This window comes from Legionella antarctica, assembly GCF_011764505.1.
GTDB lineage: Bacteria > Pseudomonadota > Gammaproteobacteria > Legionellales > Legionellaceae > Legionella > Legionella antarctica.
Map to the genome: position 1 here is coordinate 2,708,952 of NZ_AP022839.1, position 25,221 is coordinate 2,734,172.

The following is a 25,221-nucleotide window of genomic DNA, read 5'->3' on the forward strand; positions in this document are numbered from 1 at the left end:
GGAGCGTTCTGTATTAACTAATAGAGTTCGACTCATGGATTATTGCTTCTTATTTGCTAAACATCTTGATGATAATGGTTGTCTTTGTTTAAAAATTTCTCAGGAAGGAGAGCTTATCGCTCCGCCTGCCCAACGTAGTTTTACCGAAATAAAAACCTTACAAAAGGAATGTAATACCCTAATAATTGAAACTACCACAAGCTCCAGTATTCTTGAGCTTGAGTTGCCGTGGCTGCCTGAGAGGAAAGCAAGAATAGCTATTCCTTATGCTCTTGAGGATAAAGTTGCCCAATCTGTAGAAGAGCTTCATTTTGCTTTTGATAAATTAAGATATCAAAATAATCGATACATTATCAGCGTAGTGAGCAAACAAAGAATCCAGTATCTAATGAACTATCTTGATGAACATGACATTGAATTTGATCTCATCACTTTAGACTGGTTTGCTTTATCTCCCCGAGAATTATGTATCAGTGAATCTGTCTTATTGATTAATAATGATGATTTTAAAGGGGCTCTTTCCGATGAACTGGCAAGAGCTTATATAAAAAAGCATCTGTTAAATGAACCGCTTGTATTTAAAGACAGCGCAATTATGGTAGATAATTCCTTGCCCAAAAAAGAGGGTTTTTCCTATAATTGGATAGCTCAAAAAATCCTTAATGCAAAACCGATGAATCTTTGTCAGGGTGAAATGTTACACGGTAATGCTTCTGCCGACTGGATTCAAAAAGGATATAAAGTTGCAGGATTGCTCTGTGGACTCTGGTTTTTGTCTCTCTTGTTAGTCAATGCCCTCTCTCTTTATTCATTAAATAAAAAAACTGATACTGTTGATCGGCAAATCGCAGCTATTTATCACGACTTTTTTCCTGAGGCCAAACAGGTGATTAGCCCTAAATTTCGAATCAGCCAGCTACTGGATACTAATGGGTCTAATACTCAAACTCGTTTTTGGTTTTTATTAAATCAATTTGCCAAGGCAATGAATGAGAATCAAATAACTCTTGAAGAGCTCCGCTATCAAAATAAAACCTTATCTGTAACACTAATTAGCTCTGACTTTGCCAGTTTGGAAGATATTGAAAATAAATTAAAAAAATTACAACTTAAGGTCAAGCAAACACAGGCCTCAACTCGAGATCAACACGTTGTCGCGACCCTGGAGTTAATGTGAAAAACTACTTAAATACTCTAAATGAGCGGGAAAAATGGATGGTAATTATTGCTGCAATATTTCTTTTTACCTACGGCTACTATTTAGTACTCTATGTGCCACTAAGCACTATGGTTACTCAAAAAACCACTCAATTAAATGAGAAAATTGAAACATTGGCCTGGATGCAAAAAATAAAACGGCAAGGTCACTCCTCAAAGACAAAGCAAACATTGGACAACAGTCAATTACTAACTTTGTTAGCAACACAACTTAAAGATAATCCCACTCTTAAATTTCCCTACCAACTGCAACAAACTGGATCTGGGGATATACAATTAACTTTTGATACCGTGCCTTTTAAATTATTTATGAGTTGGTTAGCTAAAATTAACGAACGGTATACGCTTACAATAAAGCAATTTGATGTACAACAAAATAAACCCCCAGGAACAACCAAGCTGATGATTATCATCAGCAGTACCTAGTACAACGTTTCACTGATTCTGTCCTGTTGCATTAAGGACAGGATACAGCTTTTTTAATTTAATTCTGGCATCCGCAGTTGTAAATTGCCAATCAATTGTTGCTTCCTCTGCGTTTCTTTGCTGGTTCCATTCGGATATTTCACGAACAAAGGTCTCTTTATCAGGAATCCGTCGATCAAGACATTGCCTGCTTAAATGGCTTAGTTCAATCTCAGCCATATTTAACCAGCTTCCATGCTTTGGCGTATAATGAATTTCAAGTTTATCCAAAATTCTTTTGGCTTCCACCGGCTCAAAAGCTTCATATAAGGATGAACCAGCATGAGTGTTCAAATTATCCATGATCAATATAATGATATCCGCTGAGGAGTAATGGGTATCGAGCAACTCTCTGATAAAGTGCGCCCAGTCAATTTTTTTACGCTGCTCCGTTACCTTTGTTGTTCGTTTTCCCTTTAAAGGCTCACAACTTAAAAAAATATTACACGTACCATTTCTTTCATATTCTGCATCATAACGTAAACTCTCACCTGGGCTTGCTGGAATTGGTGTTCTTGTTTCTTTGATCAACTGTTTACTTGTTTCATCCATACAAACAACGGGACGTTTTGAATCATAGGGTCGTTTATAAATATCCAAAACATCTTCCATTTTACAAACAAATTCAGCATTAGCCTCAGGGATACACCATTCTCTCTTTTGCCATGGCTTTATTTCGTTTTTTTTAAAACCCTACAAATTGTTGAAGGTGAAACACTGTCAATAATTTCCAACGCCACTAATTTATGTGCTAACAATTTTAGCGTCCACCGACTCCTACCCTCTGGTGGTGTTGAGCAGCATAATGCAACCAAATGAGCCTCTTGTTCGCCGTCAATTTTACGAGATTTTGGATTGGCATGTGGCCTACGTGATAGTGCTGATTCCATACCTTCCTCAACAAATCGTTGGCGTATCCGAGCAACCGTTTTACTACTCACATGCATTTCAGTAGCTATTTCTTCATCCGTTTTTTGTTTTAATTTTGTATCATTTGCATCTGCAGACAATAACACTCGCGCATGCATTAATTTATTTGCCGCTTTTTTCCCAACTCGAATCAAAATCAACAATTCTTCTCGTTCTTCTAATGTTAATTTTACGATATACTTTTCCATGTGTGCTGCTTTCCAATGCGCCTCAAGAACGCGGAAGGTTAGCACACCTTGCCATAACAGGACAGAATCAGTGAAACGTTGTACTAGTAATTAAAACGATATTGGCCTGACTTGTCTTAAGAGGTATGGACACTTATTAAGATATTTTGGGATAAAACGATTTTCAGCCTGGATAAAAAAAAGTGACTTCATGTTTATTGTAAAACATATTCAAAATACGTGCGTTGGGAATTGATTGAAATTGCTTAATGGTGACCAAATCAATTTTACCCTGCAATTTTATCGTGAAAATCATTTGCTTTGCTTTACCTGACTCTATCCATTTCATAATAAGAGAATAGGCTCTATCCGGATAACATGCTACGTCAGATAATACCCAATCATAATTGTGTTCCAGCCTGGATGGCTCTATGGCAAAAGCACTTTGTTTTAGATATTGAACACGAGGGAGCTTTGCAATTTTGGCATCCAAAGGGGCTTTATCAACTGAGGTCACGCTTGCTCCTAATGATTGCATGACATAAGTCCATCCACCCGGCGATGCGCCTAAATCCAAAACCGAGTTTCCTGATGCAGGATACTTTTCTAAAAGAAAAAGTGCTTCCCATAGTTTCAAGTAAGCTCGATTAGGTGGATTAATTTTATCTTCAATAAAAAAACAATGTCCTTGTGGCCATTTTTTTAAACGTTTTGTACTGTATAACAAAGTATTCTGATCCAGAAGACTAAAACCACCTATAGGATAGGGAATTTCTGTTTCAATAGGAAAGTGGCGCTGAAGTGAGGGGCATTTGCGTAATTGCTCTTCAATTAATCGAGATCTTCTGATTTGACTGACGGGGTGCATATACCAAAACTTTCCCGCCTGACGAAGGATTTTTACCGCCTCAGAAATGGATTGAAATGTTACAATTTTTGGTTCAAACCACATATCTAAAGCAAAACATACGTTCGTTTTTATCTGTGATGAGAAAACCATATCCTCAATAACCTGAGAGACGCCTCCTAACTCGTCACAGAGTTCACCAAGAAACTCAGCCTTGGTAATATATATTACATCAGGGTTCTTTTTAATTTGCATAAATAAATCTAAATATCACTCACATCTAATTAATAATCTATTAATTTGGAAATATATTTAGTAAATAAACATCCAAGTCGCAATATAGCAAAACTAATGCAATATCCCTATCTCTTTTTGATCCATTCTTTAATTTATTCAGAACTACTGAAAATTAATTCATGAAGCCTGCTACAAATCAGTTCTAGAATGTACGACTGGTTTACTGCCAGGTAATTTCCTTAAAATAGGTAAGTTTTTTTATTATGACCTTGATATTTTAAGCATTGAATATAAACTGTTTGTTTTGCTTCTTTTGAATCTATGGCTTATCGAATTTTCTCTTTTTTTTTAAAAATCACCCTCGCTCTTTTTCTTTTTATTGGATTAAGCCCTGCCATTAGTGCCCCCTATAATAAAGGTTGGGTGGTCTCAGCTGTTACTGGATCTTTATCAGATGACTCATCCTTTAGGTACTATTTGGAACCCCAGTTACGTTTAATTGATGATACTTACTTTTTTAATCAGCTTCTTTTACTTGGAGGGCTGGGTTATCAGTTTAATAACGATATGAGCCTATTCATTGGTCCCGGTTGGATCGTAACAAAAACACCGGAAAACGCAACGACCCATGAAGAACGATACTGGGAACAATTCAACTGGAGAGTAGTTAATAAACCTTACCTTAACCTGATAAGTCGTACACGTTTCGAACAAAGAAAAAATGTGGATGAATCTAGAATAGCTTTGCGTCTGCGCCCGAGAATGTGGTTAAGGATCCCATTTAAAAATAATAGTAAATACTCCTTTTCTATTTTTGATGAACTGTTTTTTAATCTAAATCATCCCCAATGGGTTTCTCCTCGTCTGTTCGAACAAAATCGTGCGTTTATTGGAATTGCTGCTCAGTTATCCAATTCGATTCTTATGGATGTAGGGTATTTAAATCAGCACCTTCGCTCATTCACTAACCAAACAGACAATGTTTTATTGTTGAGTTTTACAATAACAATCTAAGCGCAGCATCTCTTTGGGGCTTCTCATTTTTTACATTATAGCTAAACCATAAATTTTAGATAATTTGACGCGCGTTGTCCTCGAGTGAGATTAATACCTAATCAGAGAAACTTCTAACACATCCAAATTCAACCCTTAATTTTTAAATAGTCAGAGCATATAATCTGCCTATCTTCGGATAGCCATTTATAAAGAGATAAACGATGATTTTAAGGTACGCAGTTTGCTAAAGACCCAATAGATTACCAATTAAATTTGCCAGCTAGAGACTTGCTGTAAATAGTGTAACGTACCATCAGAAGATGTTATTTTTCCTTTATCTATTGAAGCTTCAATCGTATAGTCTTCATACAAATGGTCATGCTTATCTAACATCTCTTTCTCAGGATTGGCTCCTCTAAGGGGACGTCCCTCTCTAGGTGCGGGGATTCTTTTAAACAATCCATACCTATTCTTGTAATTAATCTCATCTGTATATACAGAATTCTTTGTTTCTGTTGAATACCCATAACAAAGAGACTCGTAGTTTTTAATTGAACCATCTGGACGAGTACTTATATCTATAAGATGATGCTGCTCTAATTCAGTAATCACAATACTGCAATTAAATTGATATAGAGCAGAGATGACGCAACAGCGTTAAAATTTTCAGGCCGAACACAATTTAAAGATTAAACTTTAACCACAATGGCAAAAACAAATCTATTTGATTTATTTTGCAAGATTTTTTTACCTATTGTTAAGCTTCTGTTAAGTAATCTCTTTGTATAATGACCTATTTTAACTTCCCATGTAATTTATATGTCCTTAGAAGCGTTGTTTGAAACTGTATTCGAGAACTACAAAAAATTTGAAAATGGAGATGTCCAGGCTTTGACAAATAGCTTTAAATTATACGAAGCTATTAGCCCAAAAGAGATACAAGCTGAACTGAGTTCTAATAATTTATTCACAGTAAGAAATTGTAATGAAGCGTTACTCTTATTAGCCAAAAGCTATATTGATTATGCCTTCGCTCGAATAAATACTTTAAGGCCAGAGACTGCAGAAAAAATCCTGGAAAAAGCCTCCCAATGCTATAAGCATATCATCAGAGCCGTGGCAAAAATCAGTTCTTCCAATCTCTCACTTGAAGTGGGTCAACAGAGTACGGAAACCAAATATTACATGCATAAAGTTAAATTCCAAAAAGCTGAAATGCGTTTATTCTTTATCAAAAAACAAATGCATAAGGATTAAGATGATCAAGATATGCTCAAAATGCTAAATACAATAGCGGAAGACTATGAAGAATTTGACAAACGTCTTAAAGATGGTTACCGAGGCGTCTATCGTAAACAATTAAATATCACAGAAGAATTATTTACTCATATCAGATCCGGATTGGACGATGTTAATGGGTTATTGGCATGTGTAAATCAGAAGATAGCTTCTTCGAGTACTTCCTCTCGAGAGACTCAAGAGTTCGAAATTCAGCCAACGTCCATGGACAGTAGTCAGAATAAAAAACGCAAATCATCAACTTTGGAAAAAGCAGATAAGAATCCTGTTCAGCCAATTAAACGTCGTGCATCACACAACCACAGCGTGGTTGGCAAAACTTCGGAAAAAAATAGTGAAGTAGTAATCGCTGAGCCTTCAAGTACGTCTCAACGTATCGAAACTTCTGGTATGGAGGGTCACCAGAAAAAAACAACCGTCTCAATGGATACTTCCTGTTTGAAAATGCTCAGTTCTTTAGCGTCTCAAATTTTTACAACCCCTGAAAAGACCTCTCCGGTAAAGGATCCTGATCCTTTTGAATTGGCTCCCCCATCCCCTCCACCATCGTTTAGTTTTTGGTCTCAAGGACCTACTGTCAATCCTGCTCTAGATAGCACGATTGCATACCAATTATTAAATGAATGGAAATTGGCCGCCTTAAGAAAGCGCTCACCTATGACCAGCCAAAATGAGAAGGCTTTTTGTTTTGAAAAATTGGGGCATTGTCTATTAATTGCTGCAACTAAGTTACAAAAATCAAATAGTAGCGTCATGCACCCTGCGCTCCGTACTAGCATACAATTTTTATGCAAATCCGGAGAACTTTATACGCATAACTTTGATCCCATTAATACACTTTACAGCTTATCGAAAAAATATGCGGACCTCCTGAAAAATTTTAATTGTTTTCTAAACAAACGACCTTTGACACAAAAGGAGTATCTTTCCTGTTTAAAAAAACAAATGAGAGACCAAACTTTGCTTGGTTTGAATCAAGTCAGTGAAGAAGAGGCCGTTAAAAACCTCTTTACAAGTTTGGCTGGTGCCTGTTCTTATGAAGAATACAGCATAATAAAAGAAACATGCTGTGAATCACTTAGAGACGCAACGACTGGATTATCAATATCCTATCAGTAATCGATTTCAGGGACTCTTAGTCACCCTTGTCATGCCGCCTTCGCGCTGGGGCATGGCAGCTAGGCAAAATCTTGAATATCGTTGATTTCGTGGTTGCTTCACTCTGGTGAGTCAACTTGTCACAGCCTGTAACAGAATTTCAGTTTATATTGCACTGCAATTGATGAGGCAGCGACGATTTAACAAGAAATCAGATATCCATATGATAAACATGTTTTTAAATCATAATAGTAGCTATATACACGACTTAGGGCGGCTAATAATAAAAACAAAGGGAATGAGATAAAATAGTAAAACATTTGCATCCCGGAAGACTCATAGGGACAATGAAAAATATTATTTTTCATTGTCGAGCAGGCCACCTCAGTGTATAAATATATCAGAAAAAGAACGAACCCATTGATTAAAAGTAATAAAAATAACCCAAAAACTCTTTTTGATTTATCCAGTCGTGGCTGCACAGTTTATAATTACTCATTTAAATTTTCCTGAACACTGCTCCAATTTTTTACTCCGGCTCCTTGTTTAATATCCGGAGGAAGAGCATCTAATGCTTTTTGCGCTGCTTCAGCACTATGATAAGTCCCGTATAAACCTTTATAATACTCTTTACCATTTTTTTGATATTTAACTTGAGCCATACGATCGTTTTTAGGCGCTTTATACAGTTTTTTTGCCACTAGTGAGGCTTTCTCATCATTCGCAACCTCAATCGTATAACCTTGTGGGTTTTGGCTGCTTACCCAGTTTCGATCTCTGTCTTTAAAAGAAACAGGAGAATGGTATTCGCCAACATGATAAGATTCAGGAACGGATACTCTTCTACTTGACTGATCCTGATATCCAAAATTACTCATACGGTAATTTTGAGGATATAATTGGCTGGAATCGTAAGCGTAGCTTGTATAACTGGAATTGAAATTATCTTCATACATCATGCATGAAGATAGATTAATGGTGCAGATTGCAGCTGCAATTAATTTAATCTTTGTATTCATACAACGCCCCCTGATTTATTATTTTTATATATATTTTTTATTGTTATCTTTATAATTATAGGAAACTTTAGAAACTTATGTTGTTTCCAAACAATCTATGACATACAGTATCTATTTTGTTGTTTTGGGGCTTAATTTATGTGGACTCATCGACGTTCTGGTCAAACAAACCAAAGAGGATCCCAAGATCATCGCGATCCCTATGAGCGAGATAGAACACGCGTTATTCATTGCCCTGCATTTAGAAGATTGCAAAGAAAAACTCAAATTCTTGGGACTGATGAAGGAGACTTTCACCGCACTCGTTTAACTCACTCTCTGGAAGTAGATTCTATAGGGCGCAGCATAGTACGCAATCTGATTACTAATCAAAATCAACAGATGATATTAGCAAGCCTATTACCCAATGATGATCTCGTCAGTGTTATTTGTTTATTGCATGATATTGGGCACCCTCCTTTTGGTCATGGTGGAGAAGTGGCACTAAATTACATGATGCGCGATTACGGAGGCTTTGAAGGAAATGGACAAACCCTTAGATTGCTTACCAAAGTCGAGAACAGTTATGGAGCTTTTGGCCTTGATTTAACCCGACGAGCATTATTAGGGATTTTAAAATATCCAGTTAAACGCTCCATTGTTGCCGCAAGGAAACAACCACCTATCCATGCATCCATTCATAAAACCATCAAAATTAACGACTGGCTTCCGCCTAAAGCTTATTTTGATTGCGAACAGCCTGAGATCGATTGGTTACTGTCACCTTTCTCAGAAAACGATATAAAACTGTTCCAGACTTTGGCTATTAAACCTCAGAACACCCAAGTAGGAAAGTCCGCTTATCACAGCTTTGACTGCTCCATTATGGATACAGCAGACGATATTGCTTATGGAGTTCATGATTTAGAGGATGCCATTCATTTAAGATTAATAAGTCAAGCTCACTTTGATACTCAGGAGTTTAGACAGCTATTAAGTAATACGTCGTTAGCTGAACATCAGGATAGATTACTTAACTCTTTATTTTCTAAAGAGTTGTGTTTAAGAAAACAAACCATTGGCGAAATGGTTAACTATTTTATTACCTCAACTCAAGTTGTTATTACCAATGAAAACTTCGAGAATAATTTATTTAAGCATAATATTGCCCTTAAGCCAGAAGCTGCTGATCTTTTAGAGTATTTGATGCAATGTATTTATCATCATGTTATTGACTCACAAGAAGCTCGTACATTTGAATATGGGGGACAAACCGTAGTATTAAGACTATTTGACGCTATCAGCTCAAATCCTGCTAGTTTACTAGATAATAAAAATAGAGAACTATTTAAACAAGCTGAGGATGAAACCGCTGCATATCGGGTGGTTTGTGATTACTTGGCCAACATGACAGATGAATATGCTTACAGAATGCATGAGCGATTATTTGGATTTAATACCCGGACAATTTTTGAAAGACTTTAATGGACAATACCTATCGGCACTATCAAGTCGCATTCAGTAGGTGTGGCTCTTTATAGAGTTCTTAAATCATGCGCAGCCTAACCAAATGGGATACTTAAAGTCCTTCTGTTCCTATGCAATTTACTTCAAATGCCACGTTACGAAGTGAATAAAATTTAAGTTGACCACTTGATAGAGCTAAAGTATCCAGGGCGATTTCATCAAAGGGAAATGCCAGAGGCTATTCGAGAGCATGGAAAAATTGAAAATAATTTACACTATAAATTAGATGTCGCAATGAATGAAGATCATTGTCCTATTTATCGTGGCTGTTCAGATAGATCCATTATGAGAAAAGAAGTGATCAAACTATTATCAGATTAGAAAATAACTAACCACGGCATTGCTTTAAAAAGAATGAAAACCGCGCTTTATGTTCAATACTATAAAAAGTGATTGGATTTTAACTTTTATGAAATCGCCCTAGGCTAAATATCGAGATTTTTTATCTTAATATTGCCCTAATTATTCTTTGCTATCATACACCCTCTTTAAATAAAAAGAGTCAAATAAATGACACGCACGATACATATTAAATATAATCGAGAAGAGCTTTTAAGACTAAATACTTCTGATTGCAAAAGAGCACCTGTGGAAATTTCTAAGATCCCAGGGATTACTAAATCTGATCATGTAACTACCCTCTTCAATAATCGTAGTCGCTGCAAACCGGAAGAAAAATTTTTTAATAAAGAAGATGATATAGATCCCAATAGTTCTGCAATGAGCATCATTGGAGTATGTTAGTTATTGGAATCTAAAATGATTTGGTGTTGTAGCCCGTATTAAGCGCAAAGCAATACGGGATCTACTCCCTCACAACCCTAGACTATGCAAGAACAAAAATGGGACTAAAAATGAATGGCGTATCGCGCCAACCCGAGGTTTTAACCAAGTTTTTTTATAAGGAATACTATTATTTCATGATCTCGACCCCGGATGGAGGGATGATTTATAAAATTACGAAGCCAAAATAATGGCGTCCCCAAGGGGATTCGAACCCCTGTTACCGCCGTGAAAGGGCAGTGTCCTAGGCCTCTAGACGATGGGGACCTTGAACATACGTACTACTTTACTGCTTTACTACTAACTACCAAATAATGGCGTCCCCAAGGGGATTCGAACCCCTGTTACCGCCGTGAAAGGGCAGTGTCCTAGGCCTCTAGACGATGGGGACCCTGAACTATTTCTCCATCAACATAAAAAGATGTTGATGGTGGAGCTAGGCGGGATCGAACCGCCGACCTCTTGCATGCCATGCAAGCGCTCTCCCAGCTGAGCTATAGCCCCAAAATAAGACTCGCAGTTTAATGAGCTACCTCAATAGTGTCAAGCAAATTTTTGACTTTTTGGGATATTTTGATCAGTAATACCATTAATTAATGCTTTATCTGTCCTTGCACCTGAGCTATCTGTTGTTGCAGGGTAGTTTGTATTTGCTTCATCTGATTTTGGGTCTGGGTATTGGCGGTTTGAATTTGGGTTTGCAACTCGGTTTGTATCTGTTTTAGCTGAGTCTGCAATTGAGAGTTTAAAGTCGCGATTTGTTGCTGCTGTTGGGCCTGCAAGGCTTTTAACTGGTTCTGAATCGTCGTATTAAGCGTTGCAATTTGCTCAGTGGGTGAAGCAGCGGAAGAAGCTGGAGTAGCTGGAGTAGCTGGAGTAGCTGGAGTAGCTGGATCTGCCGCATAGGTCATCGTACTTATTAATAACGAACAAAAAATAAACTTAGCTGTAGATTTCATTTCAATTCCTTTTAAGTAGAAATATAAACTCTAACTGTAACTAATATTTTTTTATTTGCAAAGCTCTTATTCTATCTCACAGATATTTTTGTTCTGGCATGCATGGAGTTTAAATTTCCTCAAGAAATAGTTTAAACTGCAAAGAAACAATATGACCTGGAGTATTTCACTATATGATATGTGAAGTCTGGCGGATATTAACCTAGTCAAAGAGTCAGCAGCCCGGCATCATGTACAACGTTTATTGGATACTGAAATTTCCCAGAATGCATTGGAACAATTTAATTTGAACCCACCTGACTACTTTAACAAGTCTTACAAAATCCATGGTTGAAATGAACAGTTTAACCTATTAGTATAAAAATTGGTTTGTGTACTAATGATGTCAGCAATACTTTCTGTTTTAAATATCTTAAGATGAGGAGAGTACCTTATGGGAAATACAAATTATACCTCTAAAAAAGTTGGAGATATTACTATTTCAGTTGTTGATGGCAATAAATTTACAATAACTACTAACAGGCTGGTGCTGTACTCATTAAATCAAATCGAAGAAGACTCTTTAATAGAAAATTACAATCATCTGTTGCGGGACCCTAAAAATGTAGCGCTATATGGCTACGGTGAACCTTGGAGTAGAGAACATGTAGAAAAACTCATCCGTGAACAGACTTTGAAATGGAATAGCGGTGAGCGTTTTTGTATTTTTTCCGTTCATGATGCTGCCTCCAAAAACTTTATTGGCAGTTTAACTATTAAACACGCTAAAAATGATTTCTCCACCGTAGGATCAGGTCATGAAAATGCAGCAGAGATTGGCTATATTCTTGACAAGAAATTTTGGGGAAAGGGATTTGGTACTGAAGTCGCCATTATCGGTAAAAAATATATAAAGCATCTTGTTGCCGAAGCACGTAATAGCCATCAAGACTCACCTCAAGAAATTGTTGCAACTGTGCACCCATTAAACGGAGGCTCAAAAAGAATTTTACAAAAAACCTTAAAAAATCAAGAGCCTGATGAGTTTCTTAAATTTGGAGATCTCCCGCGTCTTTTGTTCTTCAAACCATTAAAACAGATAAATTCGTTATTCGAACAACCTGCAGCTTTAGAGTTAAAGTAATAACTTAGCGTGCTATAGCAGTCTTAATTTTATCTTGTCCCAATTGACAGTTATGGCACACATACTATGTTATGTTGCAGTCGCGATGACTATCAGCCAAACCCAAACCATTTGATAATTTATTCAATTTGTACTGGGTTTTATGAGCCTTTTAAATCCTAAAATGGTTATTTATTTCAATAAGGAAATACAAATGACAGGTAATTCCTGTAAAATTGTTATTTTGTTCATTGTTCTGGCAAATAATGCTTGGGCATTACCTTGGTTCCAACCCCCTTACGAAGTAGAGATCCTCCCCCTGCTCCAGTCACCCTTGGATGACAAAATTCAAGCAAATACAATAAATTTTTCTGGAACTTGGAAAGGTCACTGTGATAAGAATCCTGCAGTAGACTTAACAATAAAACATGACCAGAACCAACTCACCATTTCTTATGGTTTTATAGAAGAAAAATATGTCTTGGGTGAAATTAAATCAGTAGCATCGACACGTACAGACGGATCAGAGAACAGCAATAGTGCCCTGATGTGGAATATAGATCATACTGGATTAGTTTTTACTAACTATTATTTGTTTACCAATGGGACAAGCAAACTGAATGCTTTTTTTAGCAAGGTTTCTATGACTTTGAAGTACGAACAGTTGTTGGTAAAGGGACAATATTACCACACCAATGATGCCCAGGATGATATCGAACAAGAAACAATTTTCTGTACGTATTTACACCAATAAACTCTTTGAAAAAGCGATTTGATATTTTCCTTGAACTCCTAACCCAAAAGATAATATAGTATATTTTAATTTAATTTAAATGGACTAAAACATGTATAAAAAAATAGGATTAATTTCAATGCTGGCGTCACTCCCTTTATTTGCAGGAACGATGGGTGATACAAGACCACTGTATCCATGGTTTGCCTCAATAGGTACTGGTTATTCCTGGACTAATGAGCCTGGTATAATAAATCCTGACCCTACTTTCTGGGATTTTTCCAACGAGGGTTATGATTCTCCTTTGGGGAATAAAGGGTTTTATACTTTTTCTATTGGGAAACAAGTTCATGAATATGTTGATCTGAGTTTAATGTACCTGAATCATGAAGTATTTAATTATCAGAAATTTCAAACAGGCGGCGGAACAACTGTTGGTTTTACAGGAACTAGCCGAACACGCTATTTTCAATTACAGAATCGTGCATTGCTAGTTAATGGCTTCCTCCATCCAGCAAACTACTTATATAATCCAGTAGGTTTGGAATTAACCCCATACATTGGCGGAGGAATAGGTTTCTCAAATAATGAAGTACAAGATTTTCACACTGTGGGCACTACCACAGTTGCGGGCGTGGCCATCGGATCAACTTCTTCAATTGGCGATGATACCAGTAGGAACAAATTCGCCTGGCAAGGGACGGTAGGATTAAATATTCGTCCCCAACAAAGTCATTTGAGCGCTAATATTGGCTATCGTTACTTTGATGGTGGAAGATTTGAAGGCCCCGGTACTGTGTTTACAAATAGTGACGGGTTTGAAACTTCAATTCCATGGTCTGGACGTTTAAAAGCAAACCAGTTATTTGTTGAGTTTCAATATAGCGTTTAAGTGCTGATTTGCTTTATTTTGCAGTACCCTCAGTTTTTTCCACGAAGTCGGGAATCCAATCAGGATTCTCCTCTTCGTAAGAGACTTCTCTCGTTTAGTAAATTCAAAGCTATTTAAAATAGTTCACAGTACCAACACAGGGAATGATTTCGAACAAAAATTATATTTTTACTTTATTTGTCGCAATGAGGGAGTTATATTAACCTATCACGTACAGGCCTCGACCTTACAGCTTCCACGTGTCGAAATAGACTCCAAGATCTGGATAACAGCTAAAATTCTCTTTTATCCAGATCTATAATTCTCAACTAAATAACCTAAAGTATTTATTATTGTAACATACTAAATGATGGAACAAGAGCTTGCGGTGTGCATAGCCTTCTGTTGTTCGACTCCTATATTGGCATTGTTTACTGATAACTAATATAGGCGCGGTTTTCTGGACACAAAAAAAGGTTTTTTAAGAGCTATTCTTCTTAATACAAAGAGGAGAATAAAATGTCTAAAAAGCGAGCTTATTATACGGCGGCCAAGAAGGCAAAAATAACGCTAGCTGCGATTGAGGGGAAACTCACACAAGCGCAAATTACCAGTGAATACGGTGTTCACGCAACGCAGGTAAAAACTTGGAAGCAATCGGCCATCAAAGCCATTAACGATTTATTCTCTGGGGCTAATGAAAAAGAAGCCAAGTCCCAAGAGCAGCTTGTTGAGGCATTATATCAAGAAATTGGTCGACTTCAAGCGCAGCTATCTTGGCTAAAAAAAAAGCATGAACTTTAGTCTGGATGAAAAGCGCGTCATGATTGATCCTCTTGCCGAGCTCACCATTCGTGAACAATGCTTGCTATTAGACTTGCCTGTTTCAAGTTATTATTATAGTGCCAAGCCCATTTCTGTCGAAGATGAAGCGCTTATGGCGCTACTTGATGAGCACTATCTGCAGTATCCATGTGAAGGTAAAATTAAGCGGGCAAGATGGCTGTCAAAAGAAGTAGGCTATCCTGTTGGTAAACGTCGAGTAAAAAAGTTGATGGAAATGATGGGGTTATCGACTGTTTACCCAAAGCCAAATACAAGCGTTCCCAATAAGGAGCATGAGGTGTTCCCTTATTTATTAAAAGAGGTGGATATCACCAAACCAAATCAGGTTTGGGCCGCAGATATCACCTACATCCGCATGAAAGGAAAGCATGTGTATTTAGTAGCTATTATGGACTGGTATAGTCGTTATGTGATTGGATGGGCTATTTCACCTACTATGGAGGCTGAATTTTGTATTGAGGCGCTTAGAAACGCTTTGCTGCATTCGCGTTGTGAGATCTTTAACACGGATCAGGGTTCTCAATTTACCTCAAAAGATTGGATAAATACGCTAAAATCTCACCACATTTCTATCAGCATGGATGGGCGAGGACGTTATTTAGATAATATATTTATCGAGCGATTGTGGCGTAGTGTTAAGCAAGAAAAAATCTACCGGTATGATTTTGATACAATTGAAGAGGTTGAGCTGGCCTTAACGGAGTATTTTGAGTATTATAATAACCGAAGGCTTCACCAGTCCTTTAATTATTTAACGCCCGCAGAGGTGTATTATGGCCGGAAAAGACCATAAACCCTAAATGAGAGCGTCATGACTTACCCACAAGGCCCACAGGCCTATACGAGAAAGTGAAGCTCTCCTGACCTGTGGACTTGTGGATAAGTCATTCTGATAGAGTTGTGGTAAAATGACCTAAGACAATTCGTAGTAGCAATCACTATTCATACGGTATTGAGTAGGTTTAAATAGGTTAATTTGAGTGAATTTTTAACTATAAATGATGGATGAATAGCTCTTATTTTTCCTTAATTTTGTTCCAGACATGCGGACCCATATCAAACTGACGGGCCGCACTATTAATTTCCGTTCGTGCATCAGTAAAAAAATCAAATGTAGATCTTAAAGCATCAATTGTGTGATGATTTTTTAAGTATGCAATCTTATCTGGTAAATTGTCACATAAAGTTTTAGCACGATTAATAGTAACTTTATTAAATTTACTTAAAGTAACAGAAAACTCTCTCATTAATTCTAATATTTCATTAAACTGCGAATTATACTCACTTATATCAGATTTTTTTATAGACACTATATTTTTTTCTGGCTTTTCATAATTCAACATTTCAACAGTTAAATTGTGTAAACTTTGTTTTATCAAATCCAAGTCCTTAATAATTTTATCTTTTTCTTCAGCAATATAATTCTGGGTTGGTTCAATGATAGACGTTGTATCCACTGGATGTATCAATTTATTTTTAAAGAATCTTGCCATGAGTCACTATCCTTGTAATCATTAAGAGATGGTTATTATATAATTAATTTCATGATCTAAAAATAAAAATCGTTACAATTTGCTCTTATTAAGAAGGAACGTTAAAAACAAAATAACCGAAAAAGAGCCATTTCCCGTTTCTTTTTAACACAAGTTCTTCTTTCAATTAAGATGGCCTGTATGATACGGTAATTATTAAGAATATATTTTTACACTTTAATTGATGCAAGAATATTGAATACAACGGAGATTCATATGAAAACTGCACTAATTACAGGAGCCAATAGAGGAATTGGTCTGGAATTTGTTCGCCAACTTAAAGATAAAGGATACTATATTATTGGATGCTGCCGTAATACAGTGAAAGCACAGGAGCTTAGAAAGTTGGCTGATGAGCTTATCCAATTAGATGTAACTAATGACAATGACATAAGCTCTTTAATGAAAACGCTAAATAGCAGACCCATTGATTTGCTGGTTAATAATGCGGGTATTAGTGGCGAGCAAGGGGTAACAATAGGCAATATTAATAGAGATAACTACAGTGGACCCCATTGTCAAGACAGCGATCCGTTTAATTTAAGATATAACTTTAATTCTACTTTCTTTCGTTGACGAGGGTGCGTAGCACACGAGTCAACCACAATAGCAGTTAATGAAACACCTGTTATTGAGCCTGTGGGTATGTGGGCGCGAAGCCATCGAGTGTGGTCAAGCGGTGGATAACGTCTTTTTGTTATCCATGGCTTGTCCACATGTCCCGAAGGGCGATGGCTGATCCGCAGGACGCGTCCACATATCCACAGGCATTCCATTACGCTGCAGCCTCATATAGGCCAGCATAAACCTCTGACGGCGTGTATATTCCAAATGATTGATGAGGTCTTTCGTCGTTATAAAACTTGAAATACACCCTTAAACCATTTCGTAGTGCTAAAACTGTTCCGTATTCTTTTATGTAAATATCTTCATATTTGACTGAACGCCATAGCCGTTCAATGAACACATTATCCATCCATCGACCTTTCCCGTCCATGCTAATTTTGATGTCATGGTCTTTTAAAACATCGGTAAACGCCTTACTGGTAAACTGGGAGCCTTGATCCGTATTAAAAATATCAGGCCTGCCGTGGAGCCTGATGGCGCTCTCCAACGCGCTTACACAAAAGTCATCATCCATGCTGTTTGATACCTTCCAAGAGAGCACCTTGCGGCTATACCAGTCCATTATTGCCACCAAATATACAAAGCCTCCTTGCATCCTAACGTAGGTAATATCGGTGCACCAAACCTGATTGGGTCGATCAATCACTAAACCACGTAGCAAGTAGGGATAAACCTTTTGTTCCTTGTTCTTTTTACTCGTATTCGGCTTTGGTGCCACTGAAACCAGACCCATGATCCGCATCAAACGCTGCACTCTCTTACGGTTAACGTCATGGCCAAGGCGACGTAAATAAGAACGCATCTTTCTGCTTCCATAGAAAGGATGGCGCATGTATTCCTCATCAATCAAGACCATCAAAGCCAGATTCTCTGGGCTCTCGGTACATATTCCTTCGCCAGCAGTGCGATAGTAGCTAGCGCGTGACAAATTAACCAATGCACATTGGCGTACGATGCTGAGTGTAGGGTGATTGACATCAATCATGGCTCGCTTCTCCCGCACGCTCAACTTAGATGACCGGTCTTTTTTTTAAGCCAGTCTAACTCAACCGCTAGCTGGCCTATTTGCGTGTATAATCGATCTCGTTCTTGTATGATGGAGTCCATGTCTTTGTCATGCTTGCCGCTAAACAATTGCTTGCTTCCATCCAGTAATTGTTTTTTCCACAGATTGATTTGTGTTGCATGCACCTCAAATTCAGATGCCAATTCATTGGTCGTCTTGTGACTTTTTAATGCCTCAATTGCTACCTTTGCTTTGAAGTCAGATGTAAATTTTTTTTTAGCCACTTGGTACCCCGTTTAACAATGGTTTCTATTTTACACCACTGTCTCATTTTTGGGGTCCACTATAAACTTCATTGAGGTGTTAAACGTAAATTGTATTAGTGTTGTTAAACTAAGCGATGCATTACTCCCCAATCTTCAGGCAAGCATGGATAAAAATATAATAGTTATCAGCTCACGAATGGGGAGTATTTCTGAAAATGACAGAGGTAGATCTTATGCTTACCGTACTAGTAAAGCAGCTCTCAATTGTGTCATGCGCAGTTTTGCCATAGATGTGAAAGACAAAGGAGTCCATGTAATGCTCATGCACCCAGGATGGGTAAAAACAGCCATGGGCGGACCTGATGCTCTCATTGATGTTCAAACCAGTGTTTCAGGAATGCTTGAGCAAGCAGACAAGCAATTATCCAGTAGTCATGCTGAGAAGTTGCATCGTTTTGATGGTGGTGAGATAGCTTGGTAAAGAACATCCTTCAACTGGTTTACCTATGACTGGTGGATTAGATGTAATGGGTAATCTAATTAGGACCGATCTTCAATCAGACTCTGTTCAATTTGAGATTTAAATAAAAATGAGGTTATATATTCTAATAGGTGTTTATTTTTTCGCATATTGCTTCTTTGGAGCAGTCGTGTTTCTTTCCATAACTGGTTTTACGGATAGCTTAAATATTTTAACAGCCTCACCTATAGCTCCAGGTATGAATGGAACAGTTATCTTTTTCTCGTCATTTATATCCAGTGCCTCAATACTTTTACTCATGAGAAAACGCTTATCCTTACAGCCTTATCCCTATTTTATGCTAGGTTTATATATTGGAAATTTATCTTTATTATTAATTTTTATCCTGGATGCCTTTATAAAAAATTATATAACTTGGCAATTTCCTGAGTTTTTATTAATTTTCTTTGCACCATTTATGGAGTTATTTTTATCTTATATTTTTGGTTTTGCATTTATGGCATTAATTCCTTCGTTATTAAGTGCATATATTCTTTTTAAAACGGTAAAATATAAAAAATCACATGAATAGCAAAGGTAGAGCATTTAGATCGTCTTGCAAGAGTTTAATCCCTTACTCTTCAGAGTAAGGGATTTGAAATAAAGGCAGTCTTTTTCGAACAGTGCTTTTAAGAATATTCAGTAGTTTCTATAACTGGTGGTTTAGCGCTAAAGTCCTCATTTACCCAAGGCATGGATTCTTTTCAGAGAAAAAAATTGACATTAAGTCAAAATACAAAGCTCTATGACTTAATAATATCTTAATCTATCTCGCTTATAATTTTCACCTAATTTTTCATTGGTGGGCCTATGCCATACGATAAACCGATCAAATTTGATGCACCCATTGCGCATCACGCACAATATATTTTCGAGCAGACTTATCTACGACCTTTTCCTGGTACTGCGAGCGAGAACAAAACTGACCTCTACCAACTGCCAGTTGAGCGCATCTCCCATGCATCGCGCGTAGCGATACTAGTGCATATACTCTCTAATTTCCTCACCCAAACCCAGCATAAGGATGCCGACTTGCTGGATGAGAAAACCATTAAATTATTAGCAATTGTCGCCCTCTGCCATGACGTGGCAAGAAAAAATGACAGGGAAGCTGGTTTCTGGGAAAAGGAAAGCGCCGAGTTCTGCGCGAATTACTTAAGCGCCCTAGGTGAAAAAACAGAACTGGCCCGCCTGATTTCTCACGAGGAAGATAGAGGCCTTTTAGGTCAAATCCTCCAGTCAGCTAACTGCCTGGATATTATGCGTTGTAAAGAACAATTTGATATTTCAAGAATGAGTCTTTGGACTTTTTTTAACCAACAACAAAAGAGACAATTCTTAGTCCTTATCCAAGAACAGCTTAGTCTCATTTCTGAACAACATGATTTGAAATATGATTTAGAATTTAAAATCATGGGGAAAAGATTTTTCCAAAAAGCTACCCGTGATGCCCTGCTTCCTGAACTAAAACAAGCCTACGAACAGGCAGATAACGCTTATCTGAAAACCTTGAACGGATTGCAGGACAAAAAAATACTCCTCGCGCTTTACCAGAACCAAAAAGACACCGTCTTACCAGCGCCTGAAAAAACAGCAGTCGATGGTAAGACTGAGGAAGAGGAACCAAGCAAAAACAGCACCGGAGCCTTTCAAAAAGGACCCTTTCTTTTGGCTACAAAGATTTATCCTGAAAAAAAGATCTTCTCCAGAAACTTTCATTTATACTGCTATGCAAACAAAGAAAAAGCTGAAAACCAACTAGCGATTATTATAGAGCTCATCGGAGAAAAGCATCCTGAACTCAAAGAAAAAACAGGTATCGTAGAAAATCAAAACTACAAAGAAACACCCTATCGGTTGCTAATCTCTTCTAAGCAAGAGAAAAGCTTAAACGAAGTCATAGGCTCTCAATTGAATAAAGCAGTCCGTTGGGATCCCCATTGCTTTATTGAAGACTTCATTCTCGGAATAACACCATTAAAAAACAGGCCTCGTCATCGCCAGGATTTGCGACACGGCCGGCATAAAAATTTCACTGTATTTGCAGAGGGCGTCTTTCCTTATGCAGAAAGACCCTCACCCTATCCAGAAAAGCAGCTTTATAAAAAAGAAAAACGCTCTCAGCATCAGTCCACAAGCCTATGTACCAGAAAGGCTCAGACACCAATTTTTGGCCATAACAAAGCCCGCGCGAGCAAACTCGCTGGTGTTATTTTAGACGCCGATGACGCGATGGTAAGAAGCTATTCCATGTATGATGGTGGCACCGTGAATCGACCCTATGAGGCATATATCTTCACTAAGGCCAAAACCTATCACCAAAAAATGACAAACCCAGACAATCCTATCCTCTTTTCAGACCGAAAGGCATTTGAAAAAGCCTTGGAAAAAAACACCGGGAAACACAATGAAGTATTAGCAAGAATTCGATGGAAAGTAACCTCCAGCAGTGTCGGTATTTTCAACGACATCTTTGAGGGGCGTTGTGTTGCAAGTTACTATGCTGAGCGCATCTATGTCGCTGTTAAAGCACAATATGAAGCATCTGGTAAGCCCTGGGATGAGAACTATCAAATACCGATTACCTTTTATTTGCCAGGCAATGATAAAAACTGGACAAGCTACTCTGAACAAAGCCGTCAGGAAGATACTAAGAAAGCCCAAAGCATCTATAGTGACCCTAGAAAACAACAAAAAGCAGTTGCAGAAGGTAATGGCGAATTCCTTCTTCTGCTTGATGAACCACAGGCCGTATGGCAAAGCTTGCTTGATGATGCCTCCCATCCTTTACTGACAGTGATAAAACAAGGACAATTCCAATTGGTTGAGGCCTTGTATCAAAGATCAGGACATCAAGCATCCCTCGAAGACGCGCTACACTTTTATGCCGAAACCCTCCATCAACAACATGAAATACTGTCTGAGTTTCTCTTTAAAAACGGTAAAGAGGACACGCTTTTATTTCAGGCCGCGAAATCAAACAGAATCGGTATTTTAATATTTATCTTAGACTTGGATAGAGATAGGAAACTTTTAAATCAGACAGACAAGGAGGGCACAACCCCGCTGTATACCGCTGCTTATAACGGCCACCTCAATATCGTTCTAGCCTTATTAGCGAATAAAGCCGATGTGAATAAAGCCAGGAAAGATGGTGCAACCCCGTTGCATATCGCCGCCCAAAAAGGCCACATCGATGTCGTTCTAGCCTTACATAAGAATGGGGCGGATGTAAATAAACCCATGAAGAATGGTACAACCCCGCTGTATATCACAGCTTATAACGGCTACCTCAATGTCGTTCTAGCCTTACTTAAGAATGGGGCGGATGTGAATAAAGCCAAAGAGGAGGATGGTGCAACCCCTCTGTATGTCGCCGCGTATAACGGCTACCTCGATATCGTTCTAGCCTTACTTAAGAATGGGGCGGATGTGAATAAAGCCGCGAAGAATGGTACAATCCCGCTGCATGCCGCCGCTTATATCGGCCACCTCAATGTCGTTCTAGCCTTACTAGCGAATAAATCTGATGTGAATAAAACCAAGGAGGATGGCGCAACCCCTCTGTATGTCGCCGCCCAAGAAGGCCACATCCATGTCGTTCTAGCCTTACTGGCGAATAAAGCTGAGGTGAATAAGGCCAAGAAGGATGGCACAACCCCGCTGCATATAGCCGCTTGTAACGGCCACCTCGATGTCGTTAAAGCCTTACTGGCGAATAAAGCTGATGTGAATAAAGCCAAGGAGGATGGCACAACCCCGCTGCATACAGCCGCTTGTAACGGCCACCTCGATATCGTTCTAGCCTTACTTAAGAATGGGGCTGATATTAAGGACTGTCCAAACATCGCCGACCGTGCCGCCAGGTCAGGAAACACAGAACTTCTTCAATGGATAGCAGCTAATCAGCCGAGATTGTTATACGAAACCATTGCCCACCATGTCGCCCTTTCTAAAAACCCAAGCTGCCTAAACATAGCGTTGAGTTTAAGTAAAAAACCGCACTCATTTACTCTACCAAAGTATAGTGACGATAAAGAGACCGAGTCTTCAGTTAAAACTTTACTAGACGCACTAGATGATAACTTCACACTTATATACTTCACACCCCCTCAAGGCATCAATGCTGATTTATATGAAGGAATCAAAGGCAAACTATCAAGAAATCAAAAATTTGCAGAAGCAGTGGATGAATTTGTAAAATTTGCCAAAGGATATTACCAAAAAGGGTCCCCAGTCTCCATCATGTCGCTTGATGAACTTTTTGAGAATTTTAAGCAAAAAATATCCGATGAAGTGCCTGAGAAGTATATAGTGGACCCCAAAAATGAGACAGTGGTGTAAAATAGAAACCATTGTTAAACGGGGTACCAAGTGGCTAAAAAAAAATTTACATCTGACTTCAAAGCAAAGGTAGCAATTGAGGCATTAAAAAGTCACAAGACGACCAATGAATTGGCATCTGAATTTGAGGTGCATGCAACACAAATCAATCTGTGGAAAAAACAATTACTGGATGGAAGCAAGCAATTGTTTAGCGGCAAGCATGACAAAGACATGGACTCCATCATACAAGAACGAGATCGATTATACACGCAAATAGGCCAGCTAGCGGTTGAGTTAGACTGGCTTAAAAAAAAGACCGGTCATCTAAGTTGAGCGTGCGGGAGAAGCGAGCCATGATTGATGTCAATCACCCTACACTCAGCATCGTACGCCAATGTGCATTGGTTAATTTGTCACGCGCTAGCTACTATCGCACTGCTGGCGAAGGAATATGTACCGAGAGCCCAGAGAATCTGGCTTTGATGGTCTTGATTGATGAGGAATACATGCGCCATCCTTTCTATGGAAGCAGAAAGATGCGTTCTTATTTACGTCGCCTTGGCCATGACGTTAACCGTAAGAGAGTGCAGCGTTTGATGCGGATCATGGGTCTGGTTTCAGTGGCACCAAAGCCGAATACGAGTAAAAAGAACAAGGAACAAAAGGTTTATCCCTACTTGCTACGTGGTTTAGTGATTGATCGACCCAATCAGGTTTGGTGCACCGATATTACCTACGTTAGGATGCAAGGAGGCTTTGTATATTTGGTGGCAATAATGGACTGGTATAGCCGCAAGGTGCTCTCTTGGAAGGTATCAAACAGCATGGATGATGACTTTTGTGTAAGCGCGTTGGAGAGCGCCATCAGGCTCCACGGCAGGCCTGATATTTTTAATACGGATCAAGGCTCCCAGTTTACCAGTAAGGCGTTTACCGATGTTTTAAAAGACCATGACATCAAAATTAGCATGGACGGGAAAGGTCGATGGATGGATAATGTGTTCATTGAACGGCTATGGCGTTCAGTCAAATATGAAGATATTTACATAAAAGAATACGGAACAGTTTTAGCACTACGAAATGGTTTAAGGGTGTATTTCAAGTTTTATAACGACGAAAGACCTCATCAATCATTTGGAATATACACGCCGTCAGAGGTTTATGCTGGCCTATATGAGGCTGCAGCGTAATGGAATGCCTGTGGATATGTGGACGCGTCCTGCGGATCAGCCATCGCCCTTCGGGACATGTGGACAAGCCATGGATAACAAAAAGACGTTATCCACCGCTTGACCACACTCGATGGCTTCGCGCCCACATACCCACAGGCTCAATAACAGGTGTTTCATTAACTGCTATTGTGGTTGACTCGTGTGCTACGCACCCTCGTCAACGAAAGAAAGTAGAATTAAAGTTATATCTTAAATTAAACGGATCGCTGTCTTGACAATGGGGTCCACTGTAGTATGCCCGAATTGCTTTTGATAGAGCCATATACACTGCTTCACCCCAGGGTAGACAAGCCGCTGCACTATTAGCCATTATCCAAAAGTTCTCAAAAGATGAGCTACCCCCAACCCATAGAAACTCATTTCACAAGAAGTTGATAGAAGCAAGCGACGCAAAACAACAAATACACACTGCTGTTAAAGCTATAATTGATGCAGAATACCCATCACCGGATGCATTAAAAAAGCATGTCACTGAATACTACAAATATAATAAGGTTGCCATTAATCATCAAAGAAACGAAATCCATGCTTTCTTCAATTCAAATCATAAAACATCGACACGCATGATGTTCGATGAGATGTTTAAGGCATTAGATTCAAGCGAAACTGACACATCGGCACCAGCGCCGTAGCTCT

25 protein-coding genes, 3 tRNA genes and 2 pseudogenes are annotated in these 25,221 nt (G+C 38.4%); 19 read left to right on the plus strand and 11 right to left on the minus strand.

From position 1 onward, the window contains the following. Positions 1–34: 34 nt before the first annotated feature. Entirely contained in the window at positions 35–1,177 is a 1,143-nt protein-coding gene (gene gspL, locus HRS36_RS12815; protein WP_173237612.1) for a type II secretion system protein GspL, read from the plus strand. Continuing rightward, the gene (gene lspM, locus HRS36_RS12820; RefSeq protein WP_173237613.1) at positions 1,174–1,644 is read left to right on the plus strand and encodes a GspM family type II secretion system protein LspM; all 471 of its coding nucleotides are present in this window, start codon (positions 1,174–1,176) and stop codon (positions 1,642–1,644) included. Before gspL ends, lspM begins: the two co-directional genes overlap by 4 nt. A 9-nt stretch (positions 1,645–1,653) precedes the next feature. Here lspM and HRS36_RS12825 read toward each other — a convergent pair. Together HRS36_RS12825 and HRS36_RS12830 are read right to left on the minus strand one after the other, a co-directional pair. Then, a protein-coding gene (locus tag HRS36_RS12825; RefSeq protein ID WP_173236722.1) for an IS630 family transposase occupies positions 1,654–2,801 on the minus strand; the annotation gives its coding sequence in 2 pieces (ribosomal slippage) (positions 1,654–2,375 and positions 2,375–2,801; 1,149 coding nt in all). 163 nt (positions 2,802–2,964) lie between these two features. Then, complete coding sequence (locus HRS36_RS12830) at positions 2,965–3,882, minus strand: SAM-dependent methyltransferase (RefSeq protein ID WP_173237614.1); 918 nt, start codon at positions 3,880–3,882, stop codon at positions 2,965–2,967. 303 nt (positions 3,883–4,185) lie between these two features. Between HRS36_RS12830 and HRS36_RS12835 the strand changes: the two genes are divergently transcribed. Then, positions 4,186–4,878: a DUF2490 domain-containing protein gene (locus HRS36_RS12835; protein ID WP_173237615.1), complete on the plus strand. Its 693-nt coding sequence runs from the start codon at positions 4,186–4,188 to the stop codon at positions 4,876–4,878. A gap of 249 nt (positions 4,879–5,127) precedes the next feature. On the opposite strand, the gene HRS36_RS12840 is transcribed toward HRS36_RS12835, so the two are convergent. Continuing rightward, a complete protein-coding gene (locus HRS36_RS12840; protein WP_173237616.1) occupies positions 5,128–5,472 on the minus strand; it encodes a hypothetical protein in 345 nt (114 codons plus the stop codon). A 207-nt stretch (positions 5,473–5,679) separates the two neighbouring features. Here HRS36_RS12840 and HRS36_RS12845 point away from each other — a divergent pair, with 207 nt between their 5' ends. Further along, entirely contained in the window at positions 5,680–6,117 is a 438-nt protein-coding gene (locus HRS36_RS12845) for a BrxA family protein (protein WP_173237617.1), read from the plus strand. Between the two features lie 12 nt (positions 6,118–6,129). Beyond that, positions 6,130–7,278, plus strand: coding sequence for a hypothetical protein (locus HRS36_RS12850; protein WP_173237618.1), 1,149 nt, complete (start codon positions 6,130–6,132; stop codon positions 7,276–7,278). 470 nt (positions 7,279–7,748) lie between these two features. On the opposite strand, the gene HRS36_RS12855 is transcribed toward HRS36_RS12850, so the two are convergent. Next, positions 7,749–8,276 carry an SPOR domain-containing protein gene (locus tag HRS36_RS12855; RefSeq protein ID WP_173237619.1) on the minus strand — a complete coding sequence of 176 codons (528 nt, stop codon included), beginning with the start codon at positions 8,274–8,276 and terminating at the stop codon, positions 7,749–7,751. Between the two features lie 138 nt (positions 8,277–8,414). Between HRS36_RS12855 and HRS36_RS12860 the strand changes: the two genes are divergently transcribed. The 3 genes from HRS36_RS12860 (at position 8,415) to HRS36_RS12870 (ending at position 10,526) form a co-directional block, all read left to right on the plus strand. Next, positions 8,415–9,740 carry an anti-phage deoxyguanosine triphosphatase gene (locus tag HRS36_RS12860; RefSeq protein WP_173237620.1) on the plus strand — a complete coding sequence of 442 codons (1,326 nt, stop codon included), beginning with the start codon at positions 8,415–8,417 and terminating at the stop codon, positions 9,738–9,740. Between the two features lie 210 nt (positions 9,741–9,950). Beyond that, positions 9,951–10,103, plus strand: coding sequence for a transposase (locus tag HRS36_RS12865; protein WP_173237621.1), 153 nt, complete (start codon positions 9,951–9,953; stop codon positions 10,101–10,103). A gap of 189 nt (positions 10,104–10,292) precedes the next feature. Beyond that, a complete protein-coding gene (locus HRS36_RS12870) occupies positions 10,293–10,526 on the plus strand; it encodes a hypothetical protein (RefSeq protein WP_173237622.1) in 234 nt (77 codons plus the stop codon). Positions 10,527–10,756: 230 nt separating this feature from the next. Here HRS36_RS12870 and HRS36_RS12875 read toward each other — a convergent pair. The 4 genes from HRS36_RS12875 to HRS36_RS12890 all read right to left on the minus strand — a co-directional run bounded on the left by HRS36_RS12875 (position 10,757) and on the right by HRS36_RS12890 (position 11,524). Next, positions 10,757–10,832 (minus strand) — tRNA-Glu (locus HRS36_RS12875). Positions 10,833–10,880: 48 nt separating this feature from the next. Then, positions 10,881–10,956, minus strand: a tRNA-Glu gene (locus tag HRS36_RS12880). A gap of 37 nt (positions 10,957–10,993) precedes the next feature. Then, positions 10,994–11,069 (minus strand) — tRNA-Ala (locus HRS36_RS12885). 89 nt (positions 11,070–11,158) lie between these two features. Further along, positions 11,159–11,524, minus strand: coding sequence for a hypothetical protein (locus HRS36_RS12890; protein ID WP_226905469.1), 366 nt, complete (start codon positions 11,522–11,524; stop codon positions 11,159–11,161). Between the two features lie 433 nt (positions 11,525–11,957). Here HRS36_RS12890 and HRS36_RS12895 point away from each other — a divergent pair, with 433 nt between their 5' ends. The 5 genes from HRS36_RS12895 to HRS36_RS12915 all read left to right on the plus strand — a co-directional run bounded on the left by HRS36_RS12895 (position 11,958) and on the right by HRS36_RS12915 (position 15,869). Further along, positions 11,958–12,647, plus strand: a complete 690-nt coding sequence (locus HRS36_RS12895; RefSeq protein ID WP_173237623.1) for a GNAT family N-acetyltransferase — start codon at positions 11,958–11,960, stop codon at positions 12,645–12,647. A gap of 193 nt (positions 12,648–12,840) precedes the next feature. Next, on the plus strand, positions 12,841–13,380 hold the full coding sequence (locus HRS36_RS12900) for a hypothetical protein (protein WP_173237624.1): 540 nt from the start codon (positions 12,841–12,843) through the stop codon (positions 13,378–13,380). A gap of 91 nt (positions 13,381–13,471) precedes the next feature. Further along, positions 13,472–14,251 carry an outer membrane protein gene (locus HRS36_RS12905; RefSeq protein WP_173237625.1) on the plus strand — a complete coding sequence of 260 codons (780 nt, stop codon included), beginning with the start codon at positions 13,472–13,474 and terminating at the stop codon, positions 14,249–14,251. Positions 14,252–14,749: 498 nt separating this feature from the next. Further along, complete coding sequence (locus HRS36_RS12910; RefSeq protein WP_173235475.1) at positions 14,750–15,034, plus strand: transposase; 285 nt, start codon at positions 14,750–14,752, stop codon at positions 15,032–15,034. Then, complete coding sequence (locus HRS36_RS12915) at positions 15,024–15,869, plus strand: IS3 family transposase (protein ID WP_173235473.1); 846 nt, start codon at positions 15,024–15,026, stop codon at positions 15,867–15,869. Before HRS36_RS12910 ends, HRS36_RS12915 begins: the two co-directional genes overlap by 11 nt. 223 nt (positions 15,870–16,092) lie before the next feature. Here the strand turns inward: HRS36_RS12915 and HRS36_RS12920 are convergent, their stop codons facing one another. After that, positions 16,093–16,569, minus strand: a complete 477-nt coding sequence (locus tag HRS36_RS12920) for a hypothetical protein (protein ID WP_173237626.1) — start codon at positions 16,567–16,569, stop codon at positions 16,093–16,095. Between the two features lie 255 nt (positions 16,570–16,824). On the opposite strand from HRS36_RS12920, the gene HRS36_RS12925 reads away from it, so the two are divergent. Then, positions 16,825–17,184, plus strand: a complete 360-nt coding sequence (locus tag HRS36_RS12925) for an SDR family NAD(P)-dependent oxidoreductase (RefSeq protein ID WP_173237627.1) — start codon at positions 16,825–16,827, stop codon at positions 17,182–17,184. A 199-nt stretch (positions 17,185–17,383) separates the two neighbouring features. Here HRS36_RS12925 and HRS36_RS12930 read toward each other — a convergent pair. Beyond that, positions 17,384–18,525, minus strand: a pseudogene (locus tag HRS36_RS12930) (IS3 family transposase). 49 nt (positions 18,526–18,574) lie between these two features. Between HRS36_RS12930 and HRS36_RS12935 the strand changes: the two are divergent. After that, a complete protein-coding gene (locus HRS36_RS12935) occupies positions 18,575–18,988 on the plus strand; it encodes an SDR family NAD(P)-dependent oxidoreductase (protein WP_173237628.1) in 414 nt (137 codons plus the stop codon). 135 nt (positions 18,989–19,123) lie between these two features. On the opposite strand, the gene HRS36_RS12940 is transcribed toward HRS36_RS12935, so the two are convergent. After that, the gene (locus tag HRS36_RS12940) at positions 19,124–19,288 is read right to left on the minus strand and encodes a hypothetical protein (RefSeq protein WP_173237629.1); all 165 of its coding nucleotides are present in this window, start codon (positions 19,286–19,288) and stop codon (positions 19,124–19,126) included. Between HRS36_RS12940 and HRS36_RS12945 the strand changes: the two genes are divergently transcribed. The 4 genes and pseudogenes from HRS36_RS12945 (at position 19,287) to HRS36_RS12960 (ending at position 25,217) form a co-directional block, all read left to right on the plus strand. Continuing rightward, positions 19,287–19,559 (plus strand): hypothetical protein, encoded by a 273-nt coding sequence (locus HRS36_RS12945; RefSeq protein WP_173237630.1) that lies wholly within the window; start codon positions 19,287–19,289, stop codon positions 19,557–19,559. The two genes, HRS36_RS12940 and HRS36_RS12945, sit on opposite strands and share 2 nt — an antisense overlap. A 278-nt stretch (positions 19,560–19,837) precedes the next feature. Next, a complete protein-coding gene (locus tag HRS36_RS12950) occupies positions 19,838–23,371 on the plus strand; it encodes an ankyrin repeat domain-containing protein (protein ID WP_173237631.1) in 3,534 nt (1,177 codons plus the stop codon). A gap of 30 nt (positions 23,372–23,401) precedes the next feature. Then, a pseudogene (locus HRS36_RS12955) lies at positions 23,402–24,543 on the plus strand (IS3 family transposase). A 413-nt stretch (positions 24,544–24,956) separates the two neighbouring features. Next, positions 24,957–25,217 (plus strand): hypothetical protein, encoded by a 261-nt coding sequence (locus tag HRS36_RS12960; protein ID WP_173237632.1) that lies wholly within the window; start codon positions 24,957–24,959, stop codon positions 25,215–25,217. Positions 25,218–25,221: the final 4 nt, after the last annotated feature.

What these genes read in the sequence shown, in the direction of transcription:
- gspL (WP_173237612.1), top strand. Translation starts at nt 35, where the DNA reads ATGGATTATTGCTTCTTATTTGCTAAACATCTTGATGATAATGGTTGT.
- HRS36_RS12830 (WP_173237614.1), bottom strand. Translation starts at nt 3,882, where the DNA reads ATGCAAATTAAAAAGAACCCTGATGTAATATATATTACCAAGGCTGAG.
- HRS36_RS12835 (WP_173237615.1), top strand. Translation starts at nt 4,186, where the DNA reads ATGGCTTATCGAATTTTCTCTTTTTTTTTAAAAATCACCCTCGCTCTT.
- HRS36_RS12845 (WP_173237617.1), top strand. Translation starts at nt 5,680, where the DNA reads ATGTCCTTAGAAGCGTTGTTTGAAACTGTATTCGAGAACTACAAAAAA.
- HRS36_RS12850 (WP_173237618.1), top strand. Translation starts at nt 6,130, where the DNA reads ATGCTCAAAATGCTAAATACAATAGCGGAAGACTATGAAGAATTTGAC.
- HRS36_RS12855 (WP_173237619.1), bottom strand. Translation starts at nt 8,276, where the DNA reads ATGAATACAAAGATTAAATTAATTGCAGCTGCAATCTGCACCATTAAT.
- HRS36_RS12860 (WP_173237620.1), top strand. Translation starts at nt 8,415, where the DNA reads ATGTGGACTCATCGACGTTCTGGTCAAACAAACCAAAGAGGATCCCAA.
- HRS36_RS12865 (WP_173237621.1), top strand. Translation starts at nt 9,951, where the DNA reads ATGCCAGAGGCTATTCGAGAGCATGGAAAAATTGAAAATAATTTACAC.
- HRS36_RS12870 (WP_173237622.1), top strand. Translation starts at nt 10,293, where the DNA reads ATGACACGCACGATACATATTAAATATAATCGAGAAGAGCTTTTAAGA.
- HRS36_RS12890 (WP_226905469.1), bottom strand. Translation starts at nt 11,524, where the DNA reads ATGAAATCTACAGCTAAGTTTATTTTTTGTTCGTTATTAATAAGTACG.
- HRS36_RS12895 (WP_173237623.1), top strand. Translation starts at nt 11,958, where the DNA reads ATGGGAAATACAAATTATACCTCTAAAAAAGTTGGAGATATTACTATT.
- HRS36_RS12900 (WP_173237624.1), top strand. Translation starts at nt 12,841, where the DNA reads ATGACAGGTAATTCCTGTAAAATTGTTATTTTGTTCATTGTTCTGGCA.
- HRS36_RS12905 (WP_173237625.1), top strand. Translation starts at nt 13,472, where the DNA reads ATGTATAAAAAAATAGGATTAATTTCAATGCTGGCGTCACTCCCTTTA.
- HRS36_RS12910 (WP_173235475.1), top strand. Translation starts at nt 14,750, where the DNA reads ATGTCTAAAAAGCGAGCTTATTATACGGCGGCCAAGAAGGCAAAAATA.
- HRS36_RS12915 (WP_173235473.1), top strand. Translation starts at nt 15,024, where the DNA reads ATGAACTTTAGTCTGGATGAAAAGCGCGTCATGATTGATCCTCTTGCC.
- HRS36_RS12920 (WP_173237626.1), bottom strand. Translation starts at nt 16,569, where the DNA reads ATGGCAAGATTCTTTAAAAATAAATTGATACATCCAGTGGATACAACG.
- HRS36_RS12925 (WP_173237627.1), top strand. Translation starts at nt 16,825, where the DNA reads ATGAAAACTGCACTAATTACAGGAGCCAATAGAGGAATTGGTCTGGAA.
- HRS36_RS12945 (WP_173237630.1), top strand. Translation starts at nt 19,287, where the DNA reads ATGAGAAAACGCTTATCCTTACAGCCTTATCCCTATTTTATGCTAGGT.
- HRS36_RS12940 (WP_173237629.1), bottom strand. Translation starts at nt 19,288, where the DNA reads ATGAGTAAAAGTATTGAGGCACTGGATATAAATGACGAGAAAAAGATA.
- HRS36_RS12950 (WP_173237631.1), top strand. Translation starts at nt 19,838, where the DNA reads ATGCCATACGATAAACCGATCAAATTTGATGCACCCATTGCGCATCAC.